Origin of the sequence: Mesorhizobium sp. BR1-1-15, from assembly GCF_020165475.1 — a bacterium.
Classification (GTDB): Bacteria; Pseudomonadota; Alphaproteobacteria; order Rhizobiales; family Rhizobiaceae; genus Mesorhizobium.
Genome location: NZ_JAIUIF010000017.1, coordinates 38,089 through 54,441 on the forward strand (window position 1 = coordinate 38,089; position 16,353 = coordinate 54,441).

19 protein-coding genes are annotated in these 16,353 nt (G+C 62.6%); 8 read left to right on the plus strand and 11 right to left on the minus strand.

Annotation, left to right across the window (positions count from 1 at the left end):
* Positions 1–14 precede the first annotated feature (14 nt).
* On the minus strand, positions 15–1,325 hold the full coding sequence (locus LB541_RS23770) for a PRC-barrel domain-containing protein (protein ID WP_140517892.1): 1,311 nt from the start codon (positions 1,323–1,325) through the stop codon (positions 15–17).
* A gap of 276 nt (positions 1,326–1,601) precedes the next feature.
* Between LB541_RS23770 and LB541_RS23775 the strand changes: the two genes are divergently transcribed.
* On the plus strand, positions 1,602–2,522 hold the full coding sequence (locus tag LB541_RS23775; protein WP_224619758.1) for a diacylglycerol/lipid kinase family protein: 921 nt from the start codon (positions 1,602–1,604) through the stop codon (positions 2,520–2,522).
* 29 nt (positions 2,523–2,551) lie between these two features.
* Here the strand turns inward: LB541_RS23775 and LB541_RS23780 are convergent, their stop codons facing one another.
* A complete protein-coding gene (locus LB541_RS23780) occupies positions 2,552–2,725 on the minus strand; it encodes a hypothetical protein (RefSeq protein WP_224619760.1) in 174 nt (57 codons plus the stop codon).
* A 158-nt stretch (positions 2,726–2,883) separates the two neighbouring features.
* Between LB541_RS23780 and LB541_RS23785 the strand changes: the two genes are divergently transcribed.
* The gene (locus LB541_RS23785; protein ID WP_224619763.1) at positions 2,884–4,416 is read left to right on the plus strand and encodes a sensor histidine kinase; all 1,533 of its coding nucleotides are present in this window, start codon (positions 2,884–2,886) and stop codon (positions 4,414–4,416) included.
* 43 nt (positions 4,417–4,459) lie between these two features.
* Here LB541_RS23785 and LB541_RS23790 read toward each other — a convergent pair whose 3' ends face one another.
* The 3 genes from LB541_RS23790 to LB541_RS23800 form a co-directional block, all read right to left on the minus strand.
* A complete protein-coding gene (locus tag LB541_RS23790; protein ID WP_140500594.1) occupies positions 4,460–4,924 on the minus strand; it encodes a hypothetical protein in 465 nt (154 codons plus the stop codon).
* A 10-nt stretch (positions 4,925–4,934) separates the two neighbouring features.
* Positions 4,935–5,261 (minus strand): YqjD family protein, encoded by a 327-nt coding sequence (locus LB541_RS23795; protein ID WP_140625027.1) that lies wholly within the window; start codon positions 5,259–5,261, stop codon positions 4,935–4,937.
* Between the two features lie 194 nt (positions 5,262–5,455).
* On the minus strand, positions 5,456–6,217 hold the full coding sequence (locus LB541_RS23800) for a Crp/Fnr family transcriptional regulator (protein WP_140899364.1): 762 nt from the start codon (positions 6,215–6,217) through the stop codon (positions 5,456–5,458).
* 44 nt (positions 6,218–6,261) lie between these two features.
* On the opposite strand from LB541_RS23800, the gene LB541_RS23805 reads away from it, so the two are divergent.
* Positions 6,262–6,711, plus strand: coding sequence for a response regulator (locus LB541_RS23805; protein WP_140500637.1), 450 nt, complete (start codon positions 6,262–6,264; stop codon positions 6,709–6,711).
* A 72-nt stretch (positions 6,712–6,783) separates the two neighbouring features.
* Here LB541_RS23805 and LB541_RS23810 read toward each other — a convergent pair whose 3' ends face one another.
* Both LB541_RS23810 and LB541_RS23815 read right to left on the minus strand, forming a co-directional pair.
* Positions 6,784–7,335 carry an RNA polymerase sigma factor gene (locus LB541_RS23810; RefSeq protein ID WP_140500591.1) on the minus strand — a complete coding sequence of 184 codons (552 nt, stop codon included), beginning with the start codon at positions 7,333–7,335 and terminating at the stop codon, positions 6,784–6,786.
* A 3-nt stretch (positions 7,336–7,338) separates the two neighbouring features.
* Complete coding sequence (locus LB541_RS23815; protein WP_181165418.1) at positions 7,339–7,542, minus strand: NepR family anti-sigma factor; 204 nt, start codon at positions 7,540–7,542, stop codon at positions 7,339–7,341.
* Between the two features lie 219 nt (positions 7,543–7,761).
* Here LB541_RS23815 and LB541_RS23820 point away from each other — a divergent pair, with 219 nt between their 5' ends.
* The 5 genes from LB541_RS23820 (at position 7,762) to LB541_RS23840 (ending at position 10,847) form a co-directional block, all read left to right on the plus strand.
* The gene (locus tag LB541_RS23820) at positions 7,762–8,556 is read left to right on the plus strand and encodes a response regulator (protein ID WP_140558431.1); all 795 of its coding nucleotides are present in this window, start codon (positions 7,762–7,764) and stop codon (positions 8,554–8,556) included.
* A 186-nt stretch (positions 8,557–8,742) separates the two neighbouring features.
* The gene (locus LB541_RS23825; RefSeq protein WP_006203859.1) at positions 8,743–8,907 is read left to right on the plus strand and encodes a DUF1328 domain-containing protein; all 165 of its coding nucleotides are present in this window, start codon (positions 8,743–8,745) and stop codon (positions 8,905–8,907) included.
* A gap of 177 nt (positions 8,908–9,084) precedes the next feature.
* Positions 9,085–10,119, plus strand: a complete 1,035-nt coding sequence (locus LB541_RS23830) for a sensor histidine kinase (protein WP_224619765.1) — start codon at positions 9,085–9,087, stop codon at positions 10,117–10,119.
* A 129-nt stretch (positions 10,120–10,248) separates the two neighbouring features.
* The gene (locus LB541_RS23835) at positions 10,249–10,419 is read left to right on the plus strand and encodes a hypothetical protein (RefSeq protein ID WP_181167424.1); all 171 of its coding nucleotides are present in this window, start codon (positions 10,249–10,251) and stop codon (positions 10,417–10,419) included.
* A 182-nt stretch (positions 10,420–10,601) separates the two neighbouring features.
* The gene (locus tag LB541_RS23840; RefSeq protein ID WP_140500585.1) at positions 10,602–10,847 is read left to right on the plus strand and encodes a YMGG-like glycine zipper-containing protein; all 246 of its coding nucleotides are present in this window, start codon (positions 10,602–10,604) and stop codon (positions 10,845–10,847) included.
* Between the two features lie 202 nt (positions 10,848–11,049).
* Here LB541_RS23840 and LB541_RS23845 read toward each other — a convergent pair whose 3' ends face one another.
* From LB541_RS23845 to xylF, 4 genes are all read right to left on the minus strand, one after another.
* The gene (locus LB541_RS23845) at positions 11,050–12,672 is read right to left on the minus strand and encodes a CHASE domain-containing protein (protein ID WP_140666450.1); all 1,623 of its coding nucleotides are present in this window, start codon (positions 12,670–12,672) and stop codon (positions 11,050–11,052) included.
* A 136-nt stretch (positions 12,673–12,808) separates the two neighbouring features.
* The gene (locus tag LB541_RS23850; RefSeq protein ID WP_140500582.1) at positions 12,809–13,609 is read right to left on the minus strand and encodes an ATP-binding cassette domain-containing protein; all 801 of its coding nucleotides are present in this window, start codon (positions 13,607–13,609) and stop codon (positions 12,809–12,811) included.
* A 15-nt stretch (positions 13,610–13,624) separates the two neighbouring features.
* Positions 13,625–14,977, minus strand: a complete 1,353-nt coding sequence (locus LB541_RS23855) for a sugar ABC transporter permease (protein ID WP_140500580.1) — start codon at positions 14,975–14,977, stop codon at positions 13,625–13,627.
* Positions 14,978–15,119: 142 nt separating this feature from the next.
* Positions 15,120–16,160: a D-xylose ABC transporter substrate-binding protein gene (gene xylF / locus LB541_RS23860; protein WP_140500579.1), complete on the minus strand. Its 1,041-nt coding sequence runs from the start codon at positions 16,158–16,160 to the stop codon at positions 15,120–15,122.
* Positions 16,161–16,353 lie beyond the last annotated feature (193 nt).

Below are 16,353 nucleotides of genomic sequence, written 5' to 3' on the forward strand. Positions count from 1 at the left end.
TACTGCCGTTGTTGCTATCTCACGATCATCCGCTGCTGCTCGCGGTTCTGCGCATAGCTGCCTTTGTCATAGGCGGCCTGGGCCTCGAGCTGCTCCTTGGTGAAGGTCGTGTAGAGATATTTGTTACCGTCCTTGTCGGTCATGAATTTCAGGTTGTCCATGCCGACGGCGACTTCCTTCTCGCCGACGCCGAGGAAACCGCCGACATCCACGATGACCGCGTCGGTCTTGTTGTCGGGCGTCAGCACGACATCGCCGATCTCGCCGACCTTGACGTCGTTGGCGCCATAAACTGTGGTACCCTTGAGATCGTCGCCCCTGACCTCGCCGACAGGCATTTCGGTCAGTTTGGATTTGTCGATCGCTGCGGTCTTCGTCTGGTCGGGAGCGGTCGCATCAGGCGTGGAGGCGGACGGGGCCTGCGCCGTCTTGTCCATCGGAGCCGTATTGGTTGTCGGCGCGACGGCCGGGGTGGACGCAGCAGGTGCGTTCGATGCCGTCGTGACCGGAGCCGGATCATAAGCCTTGCGGTTGAAGTCCGGCAATGCCTGCAGCTCTTCCTTGGTGGTTTGAGCCACCAGCCAGCGGTCGCCGTTTTTCTCGGCCCACTGGGCCTTGCCGAAATCATACGTGACGTTCTTCTCGCCGATGCCGAGGAAGCCGCCGACGCCGATGACCAGTGATTGCGCCTTGCCTTCCTTGGTCAGGACGATGTCGTTGACGTTGCCGATGTTCTGCGCATCGTCGCCGGTCCCGTTATAGACGCTCTCACCGATGATATTGGTGGCGAGATTGCCGTCGGCGCGCTTCACCGGTTCCGCCGGAGCCGCGTTCATGTCGACTGGCGCCTGGGCGGTATCGCTCGGCGCGGATGTGGACGGCGCCTGTGCGGCTGTCGATGCGGCCGGTGCCGGAGCATAGGGCTTGGTGTCGAACTCCGGCTGCGCCGTCAACTGGTCCTTGGTCGTCTGGGCGACCAGCCAGCGGTCGCCGTTTTTCTCGGCCCACTGCAGCTTGTCGTAATCGAACGCGACATTCTTCGTCCCGACGCCCAGAAAGCCCCCGACGCCGATGACTATGGATTTGGCCTGACCGTCCTTGTCGAAGACGATGTCGGTTACTTTGCCGATATTCTCGGCATTGTCGCCGGTGCCGTTATAAACCGATTCACCGATGATGTTGGTGGCGATGCTGCCCTCGGCGTGCACCACAGGAGCGGCGGGTTGCTCCGCGCCAGGCGCAGCCGGTGTCGGAGTCGTCTGCGCATGCGCGCCCGTCGCCACGAACATGGCAAGAGCAGTCGTGGCTAAAAGATTGCGGATCATGATGGTGTCTCCTCGTGCCTGATTTCATGCATGCCGCACCGGCCTCCGCCGTCACCGGCGACGGGCGAACGCGGCATTCGCCTGATCACAACGTCGTGACTGCGCCCATTGTTCCGACAAAAGCCAGGACGCATATTCTCCGCACACGCGGCTCGCAACTTGCGTCCTGCAAAGGGAAATTCGCCGCATCATCCGGAACCTTTTTGCTACTTGCGCCGTTCAGCCGACGGCTGGAGCTTCTCCGGCTCGGAGTTTTTTTGAGAACACGGAGGGGACATGCGGTTTGCGGCGGTGCTGAACCGGGACGGTGGCACCTTGCGTACCACCGACCTGGATGGCTTTCGCGATCGCATGCGCGACTTGCTGGAGGCGGCAGGCCATTCCATCGATATCGACGTGGTTGCCGGCAAGGACATCGTGCCGGCATTGGACAACGCGGCTTCGCGTCGCGGCATCGACGTGGTTCTCGCCGGCGGCGGCGATGGCACGATATCGGCGGCGGCGGCGCGGCTGATGGGCAAGAAAAAGGCGCTGGCCATATTGCCCGCAGGCACCATGAACCTCTTCGCGCGCGGGCTCGGCATCCCGCAGACGCTCGATGCGGCTTTGCGATCCTTCGCCGATGGCGAGGTGATGGCGGTGGACATCGCCACCGCCAATGGCCGGCCTTTCGTGCATCAGTTCTCGATCGGCATGCACGCCAAGATGGTGCAGCTACGCCAGAACATGGAGTTCGGCTCCCGGCTGGGCAAGATGCGGGCATCCGCGAAAGCGGCTTGGCAGACGATCAAGAATCCGCCGGCGATGACGGTCACCCTGACCATTGGCGAGGCCGAGATCACGGCGCGAACCACCGGCGTCGGCATCACCAACAACCTGTTTGGCGAGGGTCACCTGCCCTTTGCCGACAATCCGGCGGGCGGCGTGCTCGGCATTTATGTCACGGTCGCGCGGCAGCGCGCCGAACTGGTCAAGTTCTTCTTCAACGTCGCGCGTGGCAAATGGCGTGACAATGAACATGTCGAAATCCATCAGACAGAGCGGGCTGTGCTGAAGATCCGGTCGGCGGCCAGGAAATACCGCGCCGTCCTCGACGGTGAACTTATCAAGCTCGAGGACGAAATTACCATCGAAATCCACCCGGGCGCCTTGAACGTGCTGGTGCCGCGGCACGCCATGCGGGCAAAGGCGGCCTGATGCAGGGGCAGCCGACGAGGAACAGAAGACTAGCCGCTCGGAGCGCTGCCTTGTTCGGTGGTCGAGGATTTCGTGTACTCGCCGTAAATCTCGACGATGCCCCAAACGACAAAGGCCAGGAGAAGTCCCGCAATCAGGATCCGCAAGCCGTGCCAGCCCCAGTGTCCCTGACGCGCTTTGTTTTCAGGAATGGTCTTGGGCATAGCCGGCCTCGATGCGATGTGGACGCGTTGAGCGTCTCTGGCAAAACATCTTCGGGTAACGGTTCCTTGCTACGAAGGTTCCGCGTTTGGCCAAGCCCTTCGCCGGCAAGTCGGCAAGGCGAAGTCGGAGGGCTCGCGAAGAGGCGTTGGGGACGCTGGTGAACAAGACGGCGAAAACGGCGTCGAGCCTGCCGGCCGAAGTATTGCACGTCGTCAACGACGCCGGCCGGCTGGCCGTGCTGCACGGCTTGCAGGCGCTGGATACGAAGGCTGACGCCGACTTCGACGGCGTCAGCCGCCTTGCCGCGGCCGCCATGCGCGCACCGGTCGCGCTGGTTACGCTCGTCGACGTCGAGCGGCAATGGTTCAAGTCGCGTGTCGGCCTGGACGAGATCGAGACCGCAACCGACATCTCCTTCTCCGCCCATGCGATTGCGGCGGGCGGCGAACTGATGGTGGTACCCGACGCGACCTTGGATCCGCGTTTTAAAGCCAACTCACTGGTCACGGGCAAGCATCACATCCGCTTCTTTGCGGGCGCGCCGGTGACCGTCGCCGGCGCCAGGATCGGAACGCTCTGCGTTTTCGACCGCAAGCCCCGTCCCTTTCCATCGCGCGTCAGGCTCGACCAGTTGAAGGCGCTGGCCGGCCTAGCCGCCAGCCTGTTCACGCTGAAGGATGCGACGCGCAGCGGCGCCATCGCCGAGGCGGCGCTGGTTCGCGAAGAAAAACGGCGCGCCATAGCGCTCGACGCGGCATCGCTTGCCAGCTGGGCTTGGGACATCCGCACCGACATGATCGAATGCGATGGTTTGCTGCCGGAATTGTTCAATCTGCCGCGATCGAACCGGTTGCGGGCGCGCGACATCCTGATGGCAATAGATCCACGCGACGTCTATCAGACCGAAACCCGCTTCCGCGACGCCTTGGCCGGCGGCGACGACTATTTCGGCGAGTACCGCGTGAAAGGCTTCCATCCACCCCGCTGGCTGGCGACGCGCGGCCGCGTCATCGAGCGCGATGGCGACGGCAAGCCGACGCTGATCTTCGGGGTCAATTACGACATATCCGAACGCAAGCTTGGGGAGGAAAGGCAAAGGCTGCTGCTTCGCGAACTCAATCATCGCGTCAAGAACACGCTGGCGACCGTTCAGGCGCTGGCGACGCAGACCGTGCGCCATGCCCGGCAGCCGAGCGCTTTCCTGGAAGCCTTCGGCGCCCGGCTCCAGGCACTCGGCATTGCCCATAATCTCCTGTCCGACCGGGAATGGCGCGGCATCGGCATCCATGAACTCGTCCAGATCGAGGTGAGGCCCTTCGACACCGCCGAGCAACTGCGCATGACGATCACCGGTCCCGATCTGTTGCTGTCGCCGGACCAGGCAGTGGGGCTGGGCCTGATCTTGCACGAACTGGCCAGCAACGCCCTACAATATGGGTCGCTGTCGGCGACATCCGGCAAGGTCGATCTGAGCTGGAAGACACAAGGCAGAAAAAGCGACCGGCGCCTTGTCTTGACCTGGCGCGAAAGCGGCGGTCCTGCGGTTGCCCCGCCCGAGCGGCACGGTTTCGGCTCGATCCTGATCCGCCGCAGCCTGGCCAAGGTCATCTCCAGCGAAGTGGCGCACGAGTTCCGGCCGGAAGGCGTCTTTGCCGAAATATCCATGCCGCTGGAGGATCTCTCCAAGTGACCGGCCCAGCTTTAATCCGGGCCCAGCCTTCATCCGGTCAGCCTCAATCAGGATCGCCGCCAGCCGGCCCGCCGGGACCTGGTTTCACGTTCTCGCGGTAGATGGCATAAGCCGCCAACGCCACGGCGGGACCGAGAATGGCCCCGAGGCCGCCCTTTCCCTTGAGCAGCGCCGGCAGAGCGGCCAGTGCGGCGGTGACCCCGATTGCCGTCATGTCCGCCTTGCGCCGTTCTGCCCGGCGCCGCGCGCGCGAGCCGGCCGAGAAGCGATAGATCAGCAAGATCAGGCCCGCGACGATCAGAAAGCCGACGCCGAATCCCAACGCCGCAGCGAGCGGCCCATAGCGATCCGCAGCCCAGATATAGCCGGCCCCGATCAGGAAGCCGAGACCGCACAGCGCCGCGAGCGCGGCAAGCGCATAGACAATTGCAGCCGTGCGCGCGCGGCGCATGGCTGCAACGGTTTCGCCCGAAGCCAGGCCCGAGACAAGGGAAGCCAGCAATCCCATTTGAGCGGGACTAGCGGCGCGCCAGGAGCGCAAACAGGAAGCCGACGCCGGCGGCGATCGCCAATGAAGTCACCGGCTTCTCGCGCACGCTTGCCGCTATCTGCGCCTCTATATCCCTGGTGTTGCTGCGCAGGCTGTCAAAGGCTGCCTCGCCTTGGGCGCGCAGATGCTCGACACCTTCGGCAGCGGCACGGCGGGCGGTGCCATATCCATGCTCGCCTGTCTTTGCCAGCTGCTTCGTCAGCTTGTCGATATCGGCCTTCAACTGCCTGATATCGGCTTCGAGGTCCGAGTTCGCCCGCACTTCGCCTGCGTTCTTTCCTGCGGCAGCTGCCATTGCTTAACTCCTTGTGATTGCTTTGGTTTCAACGCGCTGCATGTCTCAAGGTTCCGAGCCCCTCGGATAAACGGGCATGATCCCGCAAAGCGGGTGTCGGTTTGCCGAAAAGATCACGCTCAATCCAATGGATAGAGGCCATCCCGGTTCCATCGATCTGGACCCTAGCTCAAAACGGGTCCTCCTGCATCCGGTCAGATCAGCGGCCGCCGTTCCTTGCCCAGCCCCTCCCAGCCGGCAAGCTGCTTCAACCCTTCATGATCGATGATCTCGCAGCCGCCATCGCGCCAAGCGATCAGCTTGCGATCCATCAGCTTGCGAATCATCTTGTTGGTATGGACCAAAGACAGGCCGAGCGTATCGGCGATGTGCTGCTGCGTGAACGCGATCCGGGTGAACCGCCCGCCATTGAGGCCAACGGCCTTGGCCCGGCTGCCGATGAAGGCGATGAGATAGGCGGTGCGCTCGATCGCGCTGCGGCGGCCGACGCTGAGCAGGTTCTCGTCCAGCATCCGCTCCTCGCGCGACGCGATCCAGGTGATGTCATAGGCCAGGCCCGGATGGTTGCGGAAAAGCTCATGCAGGGACTCCCGCTCGAACACGCAAAGCAGCATCGGCGACAAGGCTTCGACGGAATGCTGCATTTCGCCCATCACGCCGCCTTGCAGCCCGATGAGATCTCCAGGGACGGCGTAGTTGAGGATTTGACGGCGGCCATCCGACAACAGCTTGTAACGGAAAGCCCAGCCCGACAGCACCGTGTAGAGATGGGCGCTGCGGCGTCCTTCCACCAGCACCGTTGCGCCCTTGTCGACCGCGAGCTCGCCTTTCTTCAATTTGTCGATGAAGGCCAGTTCCGATCTCTCGAATTTGCGGAAACCCGGCAGCGGCCGCAGTGGGCAATTCTCGCAATCGTACCGGCGGCTGGAGGAAGCAAGGCCGTTCTGGATTGACATTTCGACCGCTCCTCGAGAGCCGCGGGCTCAGCCGCTGCGGTGGCATGTCTTTTTTAAATGACAGCGCGTCAAATAGCGATCATGACTCGCTGCGTTTCAAGGAGCCATTGCCTGTGTCGCCTTTGCTTGACGGATTGCGCATTCTTGTCCTGGAAGATGAATTTCTCATCGCCATGGATGTCGAGCAGCTTTGCCGTGATCACGGCGCCGACGACGTGGTGCTTGTCCGTGACCTGGCCGAGATCGATGGCCGACAGGTTGCCACCCAATTCGATGCGGCGATCGTCGACCTCATGCTGGGGGGCACTCCGACTTTCGACTTTGCATCGCGCCTGCGTGAAACGGGCGTGCCCTTCGTCTTTGCCTCCGGTTATTCGGATGCGGACGAGATCAAGGTTGCCTTTCCAGGGATAAGGCTGGTCAGCAAACCTTATTCGGGCGAAGATCTTGTGGAAGCGGTGGCCCGGGCCTGCGGACGAGTCCCGCCCGCCTGACGACGTCGCACCGCGTAAGAGTCAGAGCGGATGCGATGGCGATTCTGTCAGCCGTTTCGATGCGACGCTTTTTTAGTGCGCCGCCGTGCCCGTGACCTGTGCTGAGATCGCATCGGGACCGTACTCGTCTTCGCCGGAGATTTTCAGTATCTCCTGCAGGCGCGTGCGGGCTCGGCTGACGCGGCTCTTGATCGTCCCGACCGCGCAACCGCAAATCTCGGCCGCCTCCTCGTAAGAGAAGCCCGAGGCGCCGATGAGGATGATGGCCTCGCGCTGGTCTTCGGGCAGTTGCTCGAGCGCACCGCGGAAATCCTTGAGGTCGAGCTGGCCGTGCTGGGCGGGATGCACCGCAAGCCTGGCTGTCATGATGCCGTCGCTGTCCTGCACCTCGCGGCCGCGTTTGCGCATCTGCGAATAGAACTCGTTGCGCAGGATGGTGAAGAGCCATGCCTTCAGGTTGGTACCGGGCTGAAAGCTCTCATGCTTGTCCCAGGCCTTGACCAGCGTTTCCTGCACGAGGTCGTCGGCCTTGTCGGCATTCTGCGTCAGTGACACTGCGAAGGCACGCAAGCTCGGTATTGCCCCAAGCAGATCGGTCTTGAAGCCTTGTGAGACCGTTGCCATGCCTCAGTCCTTTTTCTGTGCGGGCTCGGCCCGCTCCAGTTGGCTGAGCAACTGCGCGAAACGATCCGGCACATCGTCGGAGACCAGCTCGTCGTAATACTGCTTGAGTTTGCGTCCGATTTCGGAATTCGGCCCGAGCGGGTCGCCCACGCCGTTCCGGCGCCTGATTGAGGCGCCAGTCAAGACATCTTTCGTCATTTCCTTCATTTCGCCCTTTAATCCAGCCCCATAGCCGCTCAACATAACTCAACACAACACAAGCGGCATCCTCGTCTGGTTGCCCATCCCCGATTCAAACGCCGTTCAGGCGTATTAGTTCCCGGGGCCGGAACTTTTTGCGAAAGCCAGCGTTTGTGTCGTTGGGGCTTGCAATGGGGCTTGACCTGCATTTTTAGTCAATCACGTCATCTGAGGGAGACGTCCGTCATGAGTTTATCCGCCACCATCGCTCCGCACCTGCCGTTCCTGCGCCGCTTCTCGCGTGCCGTATCGGGATCGCAGGAGAGCGGCGACGCGCTGGTTGCCGCGATGCTCGAGGCCATCATCGCCGATGTCGACATTTTTCCCGAGGCATCCAGCGAGCGAATCGCGCTGTACAAGGTCTTCGCCAAACTGTTCACGTCCGTCGCCATCCGCGTTCCACAAGAACAGGCGCAATCGGCATGGGAACAGCGCGCTGCGGCCAATCTCAATGCGATCGCGCCGCTTCCCCGCCAGGCCTTCCTTCTGGTGGCCGTCGAGGGTTTCAGCGAGGATGAGGCGGCCGAAATTCTTGGCGTCGGCGAACAGGAATTCTCAGAACTGCTTGCCCAGGCGAGCAACGAGATTTCCCGCCAGGTGGCGACCGACGTGCTGATCATCGAGGATGAACCGCTCATCGCCATGGACATAGAGGAGATGGTCGAGAGCCTGGGCCATCGGGTCGTCGGCACCGCCCGCACCCATGCCGAAGCGGTGACGATGTTCGGCAAGACGCGGCCGAAGATGGTGCTCGCGGACATCCAACTCGCCGACGGCAGCTCGGGCATCGAGGCGGTGAACGAGATTCTGTCGTCGACTTCCGTGCCGGTGATCTTCATCACCGCCTTTCCCGAGCGTCTCCTGACCGGCGAGCGGCCCGAACCGGCTTTCCTGGTGACGAAGCCGTTCAACCCGGACATGGTCAAGGCGTTGATCAGCCAGGCTCTGTTCTTCGACCGGCAGGCGAAAGCAGCCGCATAGCGATGCGCAACTGAAGTCGCCGCAAACGCGCGCAAAAGCAGGGCGCGACCAGCCGGAAGGTGCCGCTGGCCGCGCCTTGCTTTTCCGCGCCACGATGGTGCGTGGGGGGATCGTCTTTTTCGGCGAAAAGTGGAACAAACCGCATCCACCCACGTTTTTCTCACATAGTTGGAAGGAGATGGAACCATGCTTTACTGGGCGCTCGTATTTCTTGTCGTGGCAATCATCGCCGGCGCGCTTGGTTTCGGCGGCATTGCCGGTACATCTGCCGGGATAGCGCAGATATTGTTCTTCATCTTTCTCGCTTTCCTCATCATTTCGCTTCTCGCCGGCCTGTTCAGACGGGCCTGAGAGTTATCAGGCGAACACTGGAAGCCGCACCCCTCAAACGGTTTCCAGCCACCGCCGGGTGGTGTCCCACAAGGACGCCGCCCGGCGGACCGCTTTTGGGCGTCTGGTTCCCGTAAAACCTGCCTTGGAACCCATTGGACGGTGAGCCGTTCAGCCTGAGTTGGGTGAACAGGTCGGATGCGTTCCAGGGCTCGAGATACCAAGAAGAACGAGCGGGGCGACGAGGTCATCGCCCTGCATCCCGCCGAAAGCGGCATGCAACTTGGCCGGGCGCTTCTCCATGCACTGCACAATGCCGGCATTTCCGTCCTCTACCAGGACCGCGACATGAAAACGGTCTGGGCGCGGAACATGCGTGCGCCCTGGGCCGCCGACAGCAGCGAGGGCGACGGCATCCTGCCGCCGGCACAGGCCGACCGCATTGGCGCTGCCAAGCGCAACGTCGTCGCAAGCGGCGATCCGCAGCGCCTCGAGATCGGCGTCCCGATGGAGGACGGCATGCGCTGGTTTCAGGTCTGGATCGACGCCGACCATGGCGAGGCCGGCGACGTGCAAGGTGTCGTCACCACCATGGTCGAGACGACCGAGCAGCGACGCCGCGAACAGACGCTGACGACGCTGTTGCGCGAAGTCACGCACCGCTCGAAGAATTTGCTGGCAATCATCCAGAGCATCGCCACCCAGACGGGACGCTATTCCGACAGCATCGGCGATTTCCTGACCCGCTTTCGCGGCCGGCTCCAGTCGCTGGCCTCCTCCCAGGATTTGGTAACCTCCTCCAACTGGCGCGGTGCTGCCCTTCGCGAACTCGTCGCCGGTCAGGTCGGCCGCTACGGGACGGACGCGTCGCACAGCCTTCGCTTCCGCGGCGCAAATCCTTACCTCAACCCCAACGCCGCGCTGCATATCGGCCTTGCGATGCATGAACTGGCCGTCAACTCGGTCAGCTATGGCGCCCTGTCGCGGCCGGAGGGCTTCGTCGAAGTGACCGCCGTCCTCGACACCGCCGCCGATGGCGACATTGCCCTGTCGCTGACCTGGGCCGAAACCATAGGAACCGACAGCAACCAAGAGGGCAAAAAGCGCTTCGGCAGCGTCGCACTGGAACGCGTAGTGCCCTCTTCCCTGAACGGAACGGCGCGCCTCGAGATCGCGGATGGTCGCCTCGAATACCATCTCGTTGTTCCGCACGGCAATTTCGAGACGGAGTAGGCGACCGCCATTTTTTAACCGGCTGTTCACCATAGAAGCAGATGCTGTTTTTGCCAGATACCGATGGAACTGCCGAGCCGACGAGCATGCTTTCGAGGGCTTTGCCGCAGCATAGTGGGGAGGAGCGCCTTGACGGTCGCCGATATCAACAGACTCGAGCAGGCCGCTCGCATTTCGATGAGCGAATTCCAGGATCCCGAGACATCCACGGCATCGCCGGTTGCTCATGGCATCCTGCCCATCGTCGCTCCGGCGTTGGCCGCGGCAATTGTCCTGATCGCCCTGTCCCAGCTGGCCTGATCCCGCCCCCACGTTCGCGCGCGCACATCGCTCGGGTTTTTCGGCGGCCGAGGCATCGGAAAGCTGCGCCCAGAAAAAGACTCTCTTCACCAACAATAAATTGGAGCAGCAAAGGTCGTTTTTTCATGCTAAGTGACGGCTGGAGCTTATTAAAGTGAGGACACGAAGTGAGGAGTGACCCTATGCGGAAAATTCTTATTGCCATGGCTGCCGTGGTCGCCGTCAGCGGCTGTACCTCGACCGAGCAGGATGTCGTCGGCGGCGGCTTGATCGGCGCCGGCGTGGGCGGCTTGGTCGGCGGCGGCAAGGGCGCGCTGATCGGCGCGGCCGTCGGTGCCGGCTCCGGCCTGCTGGTCCGCAACCTGCGCAATGGATACTGCCAGTATCGCGATCATCGGGGTCGCATCTACACGGCTCGCTGCAACTAAGGCAATTCGGGCGGGAAAAGCGCGGAGCGGTTTTCCCGCCGGAATTGCGAGCAAGGAGCGGATCGGCGATCTATCGACGCTGAACCGCTCCGAGCAACTTGAATCGCGCGCTGCCGGGCTCATTCGCGAACCCGGCAGCGGCGCGGCAATTTATTGGCCGCCGCGTGAAGCCTGGAGCGATTCCGCCAAGGCCCGATGGCCTTCACGCCGGCAGCGGAATCCTGATTTCCACATTCAATCCGTCATCGCGATAATCGCGGTGGATCGTGCCACGCAGCTCACGCGTGACATTGAGGTCGATCAATTTGGTGCCGAAGCCGGTCGTGGCCGGGGCGTCGACCTTCTTCTGCCCGGTTTCCTGCCAGCTCAGAGCCAAGACCCGGTCACGCCCGCGCCCTTCGACCGACCATTCGATCCTGAGGGCGCCGACCGTATTGCCGGCCTCGCCATATTTCAGCGCATTCGTTGCCAGTTCGTGGAAGGTGAGGCCCAGTGCCTGCGTCGTGGTTTCGTCAAGCAGCACCTCCGGCCCGGACAAAAGCTCTTCCGGCAGCTCCTTTCCGAACACTTGGCCAAGCTCGATGCGCAGGAGATCGCCGAGATCCGCCTTCTGCCAGCGCGAGCGCGTCAGCATGTCCTGGGACGCGGCCATTGCCTGTAGCCGGGCCGAGAAAGATGCCGAGAACTCATTGACGTCGCTGGCACGTGACGCGGTCTGGCGCGCGATCGCCAGCACTCGCGTGATCGAATTCTTGATGCGATGCTTCATCTCCTGCAGCATCAAATCCTTTTCGAGCAGGCTCTTTTCCGTCGTCTCATGCAGCAGCGATGCTGCCTCGTAGGCTCGCTCCTGATAGCGCGCGACAAGCGCGATGGCGCCGGCCAGCAGCAACCCGAACAGGCCGAGCATGACTGGGATGGCCCGCGACGATGGCTGCGAGAAGGCGCTTGTCGGCCTGAACTGCACGGTCCACGGACGGCCCGCCACGCTGATCTTGCGGGTGACCAACAGCCTGTCGCCAAAGCCCGACACGGGCGGCGTCTCCGACCGGAACAGCAAATGATCCGGATCGACGCCGCCATCGTAGATTTCGGTGTTGACCGGCAGCAGCGGCGCGCGGCTGAGCGCGATCTGGAACAACTCCCTGGCCCGGAAGGCCGCGTAGAGAAAGCCTACCGTCGAGGATCGCGATGCGTTTATGGCATCAGGTGCGGTCTCGACGTTGAGCCGCACGAAGACGAGAAAGCCGGTGAAGGTCTGTGCTGCACCCGTGTCCTGGCCGAGTTGCACCAGCCCGCTCGCGTGCTGCTGGTCATCTGCCATTGCCTTCTCGATTGCCGCGCGCCGCACGGGCTCGGTGAACATGTCATAGCCGATGCTGGCCTTATTGGACGGGTCGAGCGGCTCGAACAGCACAACGGGCGTCCGCCATGGCTGGGTGGTGTCCGGATAGATCGCACGCCTGGTGCCCTGGTCATGCAGCATGTCGCGCTCGACCGTCGCCTCGTCGCCTGCTTTCACCAGCCGGAGAAAGCCGATGCCGCGCAGGCCGGCGAAATTGGTATCGACATTGAGGGCATTGAAGAACGCTTTGAACTCGCTCTGCGAGATGTCGCCATTGCGGGCGTCGAACAAGGCTTGCGACGAGCGCAGCAGCGACAGCTGCAGGTCGATCCGGCTCTCGATACGGTTGAGCGCATCGTCCGCGGTCGCGTCGAACTTGATGCGAGCCGCCTCTTGCGTCGCGAAATAGGCGAACCCCGCCATTGTCATGCTGATCAGCGCAACGGCAACGAAAGCGACGATTGGAAAAAGCTTCTTCAACGGATAATGCGGCCTATCAGCATGTGAGCCCTTTATGGGCAAGTCGCCCGGTCAACACAATGGCAAGGCCAAGCCATCCCGCCGGCTGGCATATCACCTGATCGGCAGATCGGTAACGGGCTCAGGCCAGCAGGCTTCAGGCAGCGATCTTCAACGCGCCTGGTCCGGGAATGGCGCCAGGCGGACATTTGCCCAGGATGATCATGCCCAGCACCTCGTCCTGGGTCACATCGGTGGTGCGGGCAGTGCCGACGACCTGGCCGTTTTTCATGACGCACACCCGGTCGGCCAGTTCGAATACGTCGTGAATGTCATGGCTGATCAGGAAGATGCCGATGCCGTCGGACTTGAGCTGCCTGACCAGTTCCCCGACCTGGGCCGTTTCCTGCGGTCCAAGTGCTGCCGTCGGCTCGTCCATGATCAGGATGCGGGCGTTGAACAGGATCGCGCGTGCGATCGCCACCGACTGCCGCTGTCCGCCCGACAGCTTGATCACCGGCTCCTTGAAGCGCTGGAAGCGGGGATTGAGCCTGCCCATCACCTTGCGCGCCTCGGCCTCCATGGCGACGTCATCGAGCGTGCCCCAGGCGGTCCTCAGCTCGCGGCCGAGGAACAGGTTGGCGGCGGCGTCGACATTGTCGGCGAGCGCCAGGGTCTGGTAGATCGTCTCGATGCCGTATTTCTTGGCATCGCGCGGGTTGGAGATCGAAGCCTCTTCGCCGTTGACGAAGATTTGGCCCGCGTCACGCTTGTAGGCGCCCGACAGGATCTTGATCAGTGTCGACTTGCCGGCGCCGTTATGGCCGAGCAGGGCCACGACCTCGCCGGGGAAAAGATCGATCGAGGCATCGTCGACGGCGCGAATGCCGCCGAACGCGATTGAGATGTTGCGCATGTCGACCAGCGGGTTGCCGGCGGGAGCGATCCTGTCAGCCATGATTGTCCTCCTCCCTCAAACGCGTTTGCGATAGACGGTGTCGAGCCACACCGCGATGACCAGCACGGCGCCGACGACGATGCTCTGCAGCGGCGAGTCGACGCCAAGCAGCACCATGCCGGATTGCAGCGACTGCATCAAAAGCGCGCCCAGCATGGCGCCGATGATTGTTCCCGAACCGCCGGCGAGCGATGTGCCGCCGATGACGGCCGCCGCGATCACCAGCAATTCATCGAGCGTTCCGAGCACGTTGGTGGCCGAGTTCTGCCGGGCTGACGAGATCGCGGCGGCGATCGTGGCCAGCACGCCCATGATCATGAACACTTTCATCGTGATCCAGCGTGTATTGATGCCGGCGAGGTTGGCTGCTTCCGGATTGCCGCCAATGGCAAAGACATAGCGACCAAAACGGGTGCGTTTGGTGATGAAGGTCATGACCAGCCCGACGGCGATGGCCATCAGCACCGGTATGGCGATGCCGTGGGCGATGAACAGGCCGCCCTCGGGCACGGTTATGTTGTTGGCGGCTGCATATCTGTTCACGATGCCGACTGGCCACGGATAGGAATTGGCCAGCCAAACCGCGCCCATGATGACGGCGCAGGTCAGCACGCCGATCAGCGTCTCGGCCCAGATCGGACGCAGCGGGAAACGGAAGCGCTTGCGCTGTACCCGCCCGTTGAACAGCGCAAGCACCACCGCAAGGCAGGCGGCGATACCGACCACCCAGCTCCAGGTCGCGCCGATCGATCCGGCCGGGCCGCCGCCCATCAGCTGGAACGTCGCGTTGAGCGGCGCCACCGTCTGGCCGCTGGTAACCCACCATGCCGCACCGCGCCAGACCAGAAGCCCGCCCAGCGTCACGATAAAGGCCGGCACTTCGAGATAGGCGATGACAAAGCCCTGGAAGGCGCCGATCAACAGACCGAGCACCAGGCCGATGACCAGCGCCAGCACCCAGATCCATGGGTTGCCAAGCTCAAGCCCGACGAAGCGCACTAGGAAATGCACCTGGGCGAAGCCCATGACCATGCCGATCAACCCTTCGGCGGAACCGACGGACAGATCGATATTGCGCATGACGATGACCAGCACCATGCCGCAGGCCATGATGGCGACGGCCGAGGTCTGCACCGACAGGTTCCACAGATTGCGCGGCGTGAGAAAGGTACGGCTGTCGAAATCGAGCGGATTGACGCCGAGACGCAGGCTGGACAAGACATGCAACCCGATCCAGATCAGCAGCAGCGCGCCGATCATGCCGAGCATGCGCGTGTCGATCTCGGTCGCCTTAAGGAACCGGGCGACGGCGCCGAGTTCCGACGCACGCGCGGTGTCGGCCTGCGGGTTGGACGTCGTATCGGTCATGATTTTCTCCCACCGGCCTGCCCGTCCGATGCGGGATGACGGAAGCCAGCCTAGAAGTTACCCGCCCGGGGCGGAAAAACAAATTTTCTTGAAAAAACGCCGCGGCTTGGCAGCCGCGGCGTTCATCGCATGAAATGGAAGATCAGTTGCAGGCCGCTACGCTGCCCGCCGCGACGCCGGCACAGACCTCGTCTTTCTTGATCCAGCCGGCGTCGATGACGACGTTGAGATTGTCCTTGGTGATCGCAACCGGGGTGAGGAACAGCGATTTGACGGTGTTCCCACCGGGCGTTGTGAAGTCCTTGACGCCGGCGATATCGGTCATCTTCTTGCCGTCGGCCAGCTGCGAGGCGATCTCGGCGGCATTCTTGCCGAGTTCACGCGCGTCCTTCCACACCGACACGGTCTGCGTGCCGAGCGCGATGCGGTTCAGCGCCGCGTGGTCGCCGTCCTGGCCCGAGACCGGAACGGTACCGGCCAGGCCTTGAGCCGTCAGCGCCGCGACGACGCCGCCGGCAGTGCCGTCATTGGCCGCGACCACCGCGTCGACCTTGTTGTCGTTGGCGGTCAGGAACTGCTCCATGTTCTTCTGCGCGTTGGCCGGCAGCCAGCCATCCGTATAGGCTTCGCCGACATTCTTGATCTTGCCGCTGTCGATGGCGTCCTTGAGCACTTCCATGGAGCCCGAGAACAGGAAATCGGCATTCGGATCGGCACCCGAGCCCTTGATGAAGACGTAGTTGCCTTCCGGCTTCACCTTGAACACTTCGCGGGCCTGCATGCGGCCGACTTCCTTGTTGTCGAAGGTCAGATAGAAGACGTCCTTGTTCTCGATCAGGCGGTCATAGCCGACGACCGGAATGCCTTCGTCGAGCGCCTTCTGCACCGCCGGGCCGATGGCGGAGGCGTCCTGCGCCAGGATGATCAGCGAATTGGCGCCCTGGGAGATCAGGCTCTCGACGTCGGTGAGCTGCTTGCCGGGATTGGACTGGGCGTCGGCGGAAATATACTTGTCGCCGGCGGCTTCGATCGCCTTCTTCATGGCGGCCTCGTCGGTCTTCCAGCGCTCTTCCTGGAAGTTCGACCAGGAAACGCCGATGACCTTGTCCTTCGCCTGCGCGACCGACGCGAGCGTCAGCGACATGGCGACACCCGCCAGGATGGCGGCTGTGAATCTCTTCATCTTAATCCTCCCTGCGCCGCGTATGGCGCGACCAAACAGGCCCGTAGGCCGGCACAAAGGCTCTATTTTTTCGAGCCTCGAAAAAACACTGGTCCATCGTCGGAACGCTGTCAACGTCGATTCTGATGTATTTTGATGTCCTCGTGAATTTTTTTCGAGCTCCGGAATAAATAATGACAGCCAAGGCCGGTTC

Excerpts from the sequence above, each read along its gene's own strand:
- LB541_RS23770 (WP_140517892.1), bottom strand. The coding sequence starts at position 1,325 with ATGATCCGCAATCTTTTAGCCACGACTGCTCTTGCCATGTTCGTGGCG.
- LB541_RS23775 (WP_224619758.1), top strand. The coding sequence starts at position 1,602 with ATGCGGTTTGCGGCGGTGCTGAACCGGGACGGTGGCACCTTGCGTACC.
- LB541_RS23780 (WP_224619760.1), bottom strand. The coding sequence starts at position 2,725 with ATGCCCAAGACCATTCCTGAAAACAAAGCGCGTCAGGGACACTGGGGC.
- LB541_RS23790 (WP_140500594.1), bottom strand. The coding sequence starts at position 4,924 with ATGGGATTGCTGGCTTCCCTTGTCTCGGGCCTGGCTTCGGGCGAAACC.
- LB541_RS23795 (WP_140625027.1), bottom strand. The coding sequence starts at position 5,261 with ATGGCAGCTGCCGCAGGAAAGAACGCAGGCGAAGTGCGGGCGAACTCG.
- LB541_RS23800 (WP_140899364.1), bottom strand. The coding sequence starts at position 6,217 with ATGTCAATCCAGAACGGCCTTGCTTCCTCCAGCCGCCGGTACGATTGC.
- LB541_RS23805 (WP_140500637.1), top strand. The coding sequence starts at position 6,262 with ATGTCTTTTTTAAATGACAGCGCGTCAAATAGCGATCATGACTCGCTG.
- LB541_RS23810 (WP_140500591.1), bottom strand. The coding sequence starts at position 7,335 with ATGGCAACGGTCTCACAAGGCTTCAAGACCGATCTGCTTGGGGCAATA.
- LB541_RS23815 (WP_181165418.1), bottom strand. The coding sequence starts at position 7,542 with ATGAAGGAAATGACGAAAGATGTCTTGACTGGCGCCTCAATCAGGCGC.
- LB541_RS23820 (WP_140558431.1), top strand. The coding sequence starts at position 7,762 with ATGAGTTTATCCGCCACCATCGCTCCGCACCTGCCGTTCCTGCGCCGC.
- LB541_RS23825 (WP_006203859.1), top strand. The coding sequence starts at position 8,743 with ATGCTTTACTGGGCGCTCGTATTTCTTGTCGTGGCAATCATCGCCGGC.
- LB541_RS23830 (WP_224619765.1), top strand. The coding sequence starts at position 9,085 with ATGCGTTCCAGGGCTCGAGATACCAAGAAGAACGAGCGGGGCGACGAG.
- LB541_RS23840 (WP_140500585.1), top strand. The coding sequence starts at position 10,602 with ATGCGGAAAATTCTTATTGCCATGGCTGCCGTGGTCGCCGTCAGCGGC.
- LB541_RS23850 (WP_140500582.1), bottom strand. The coding sequence starts at position 13,609 with ATGGCTGACAGGATCGCTCCCGCCGGCAACCCGCTGGTCGACATGCGC.
- LB541_RS23855 (WP_140500580.1), bottom strand. The coding sequence starts at position 14,977 with ATGACCGATACGACGTCCAACCCGCAGGCCGACACCGCGCGTGCGTCG.
- xylF (WP_140500579.1), bottom strand. The coding sequence starts at position 16,160 with ATGAAGAGATTCACAGCCGCCATCCTGGCGGGTGTCGCCATGTCGCTG.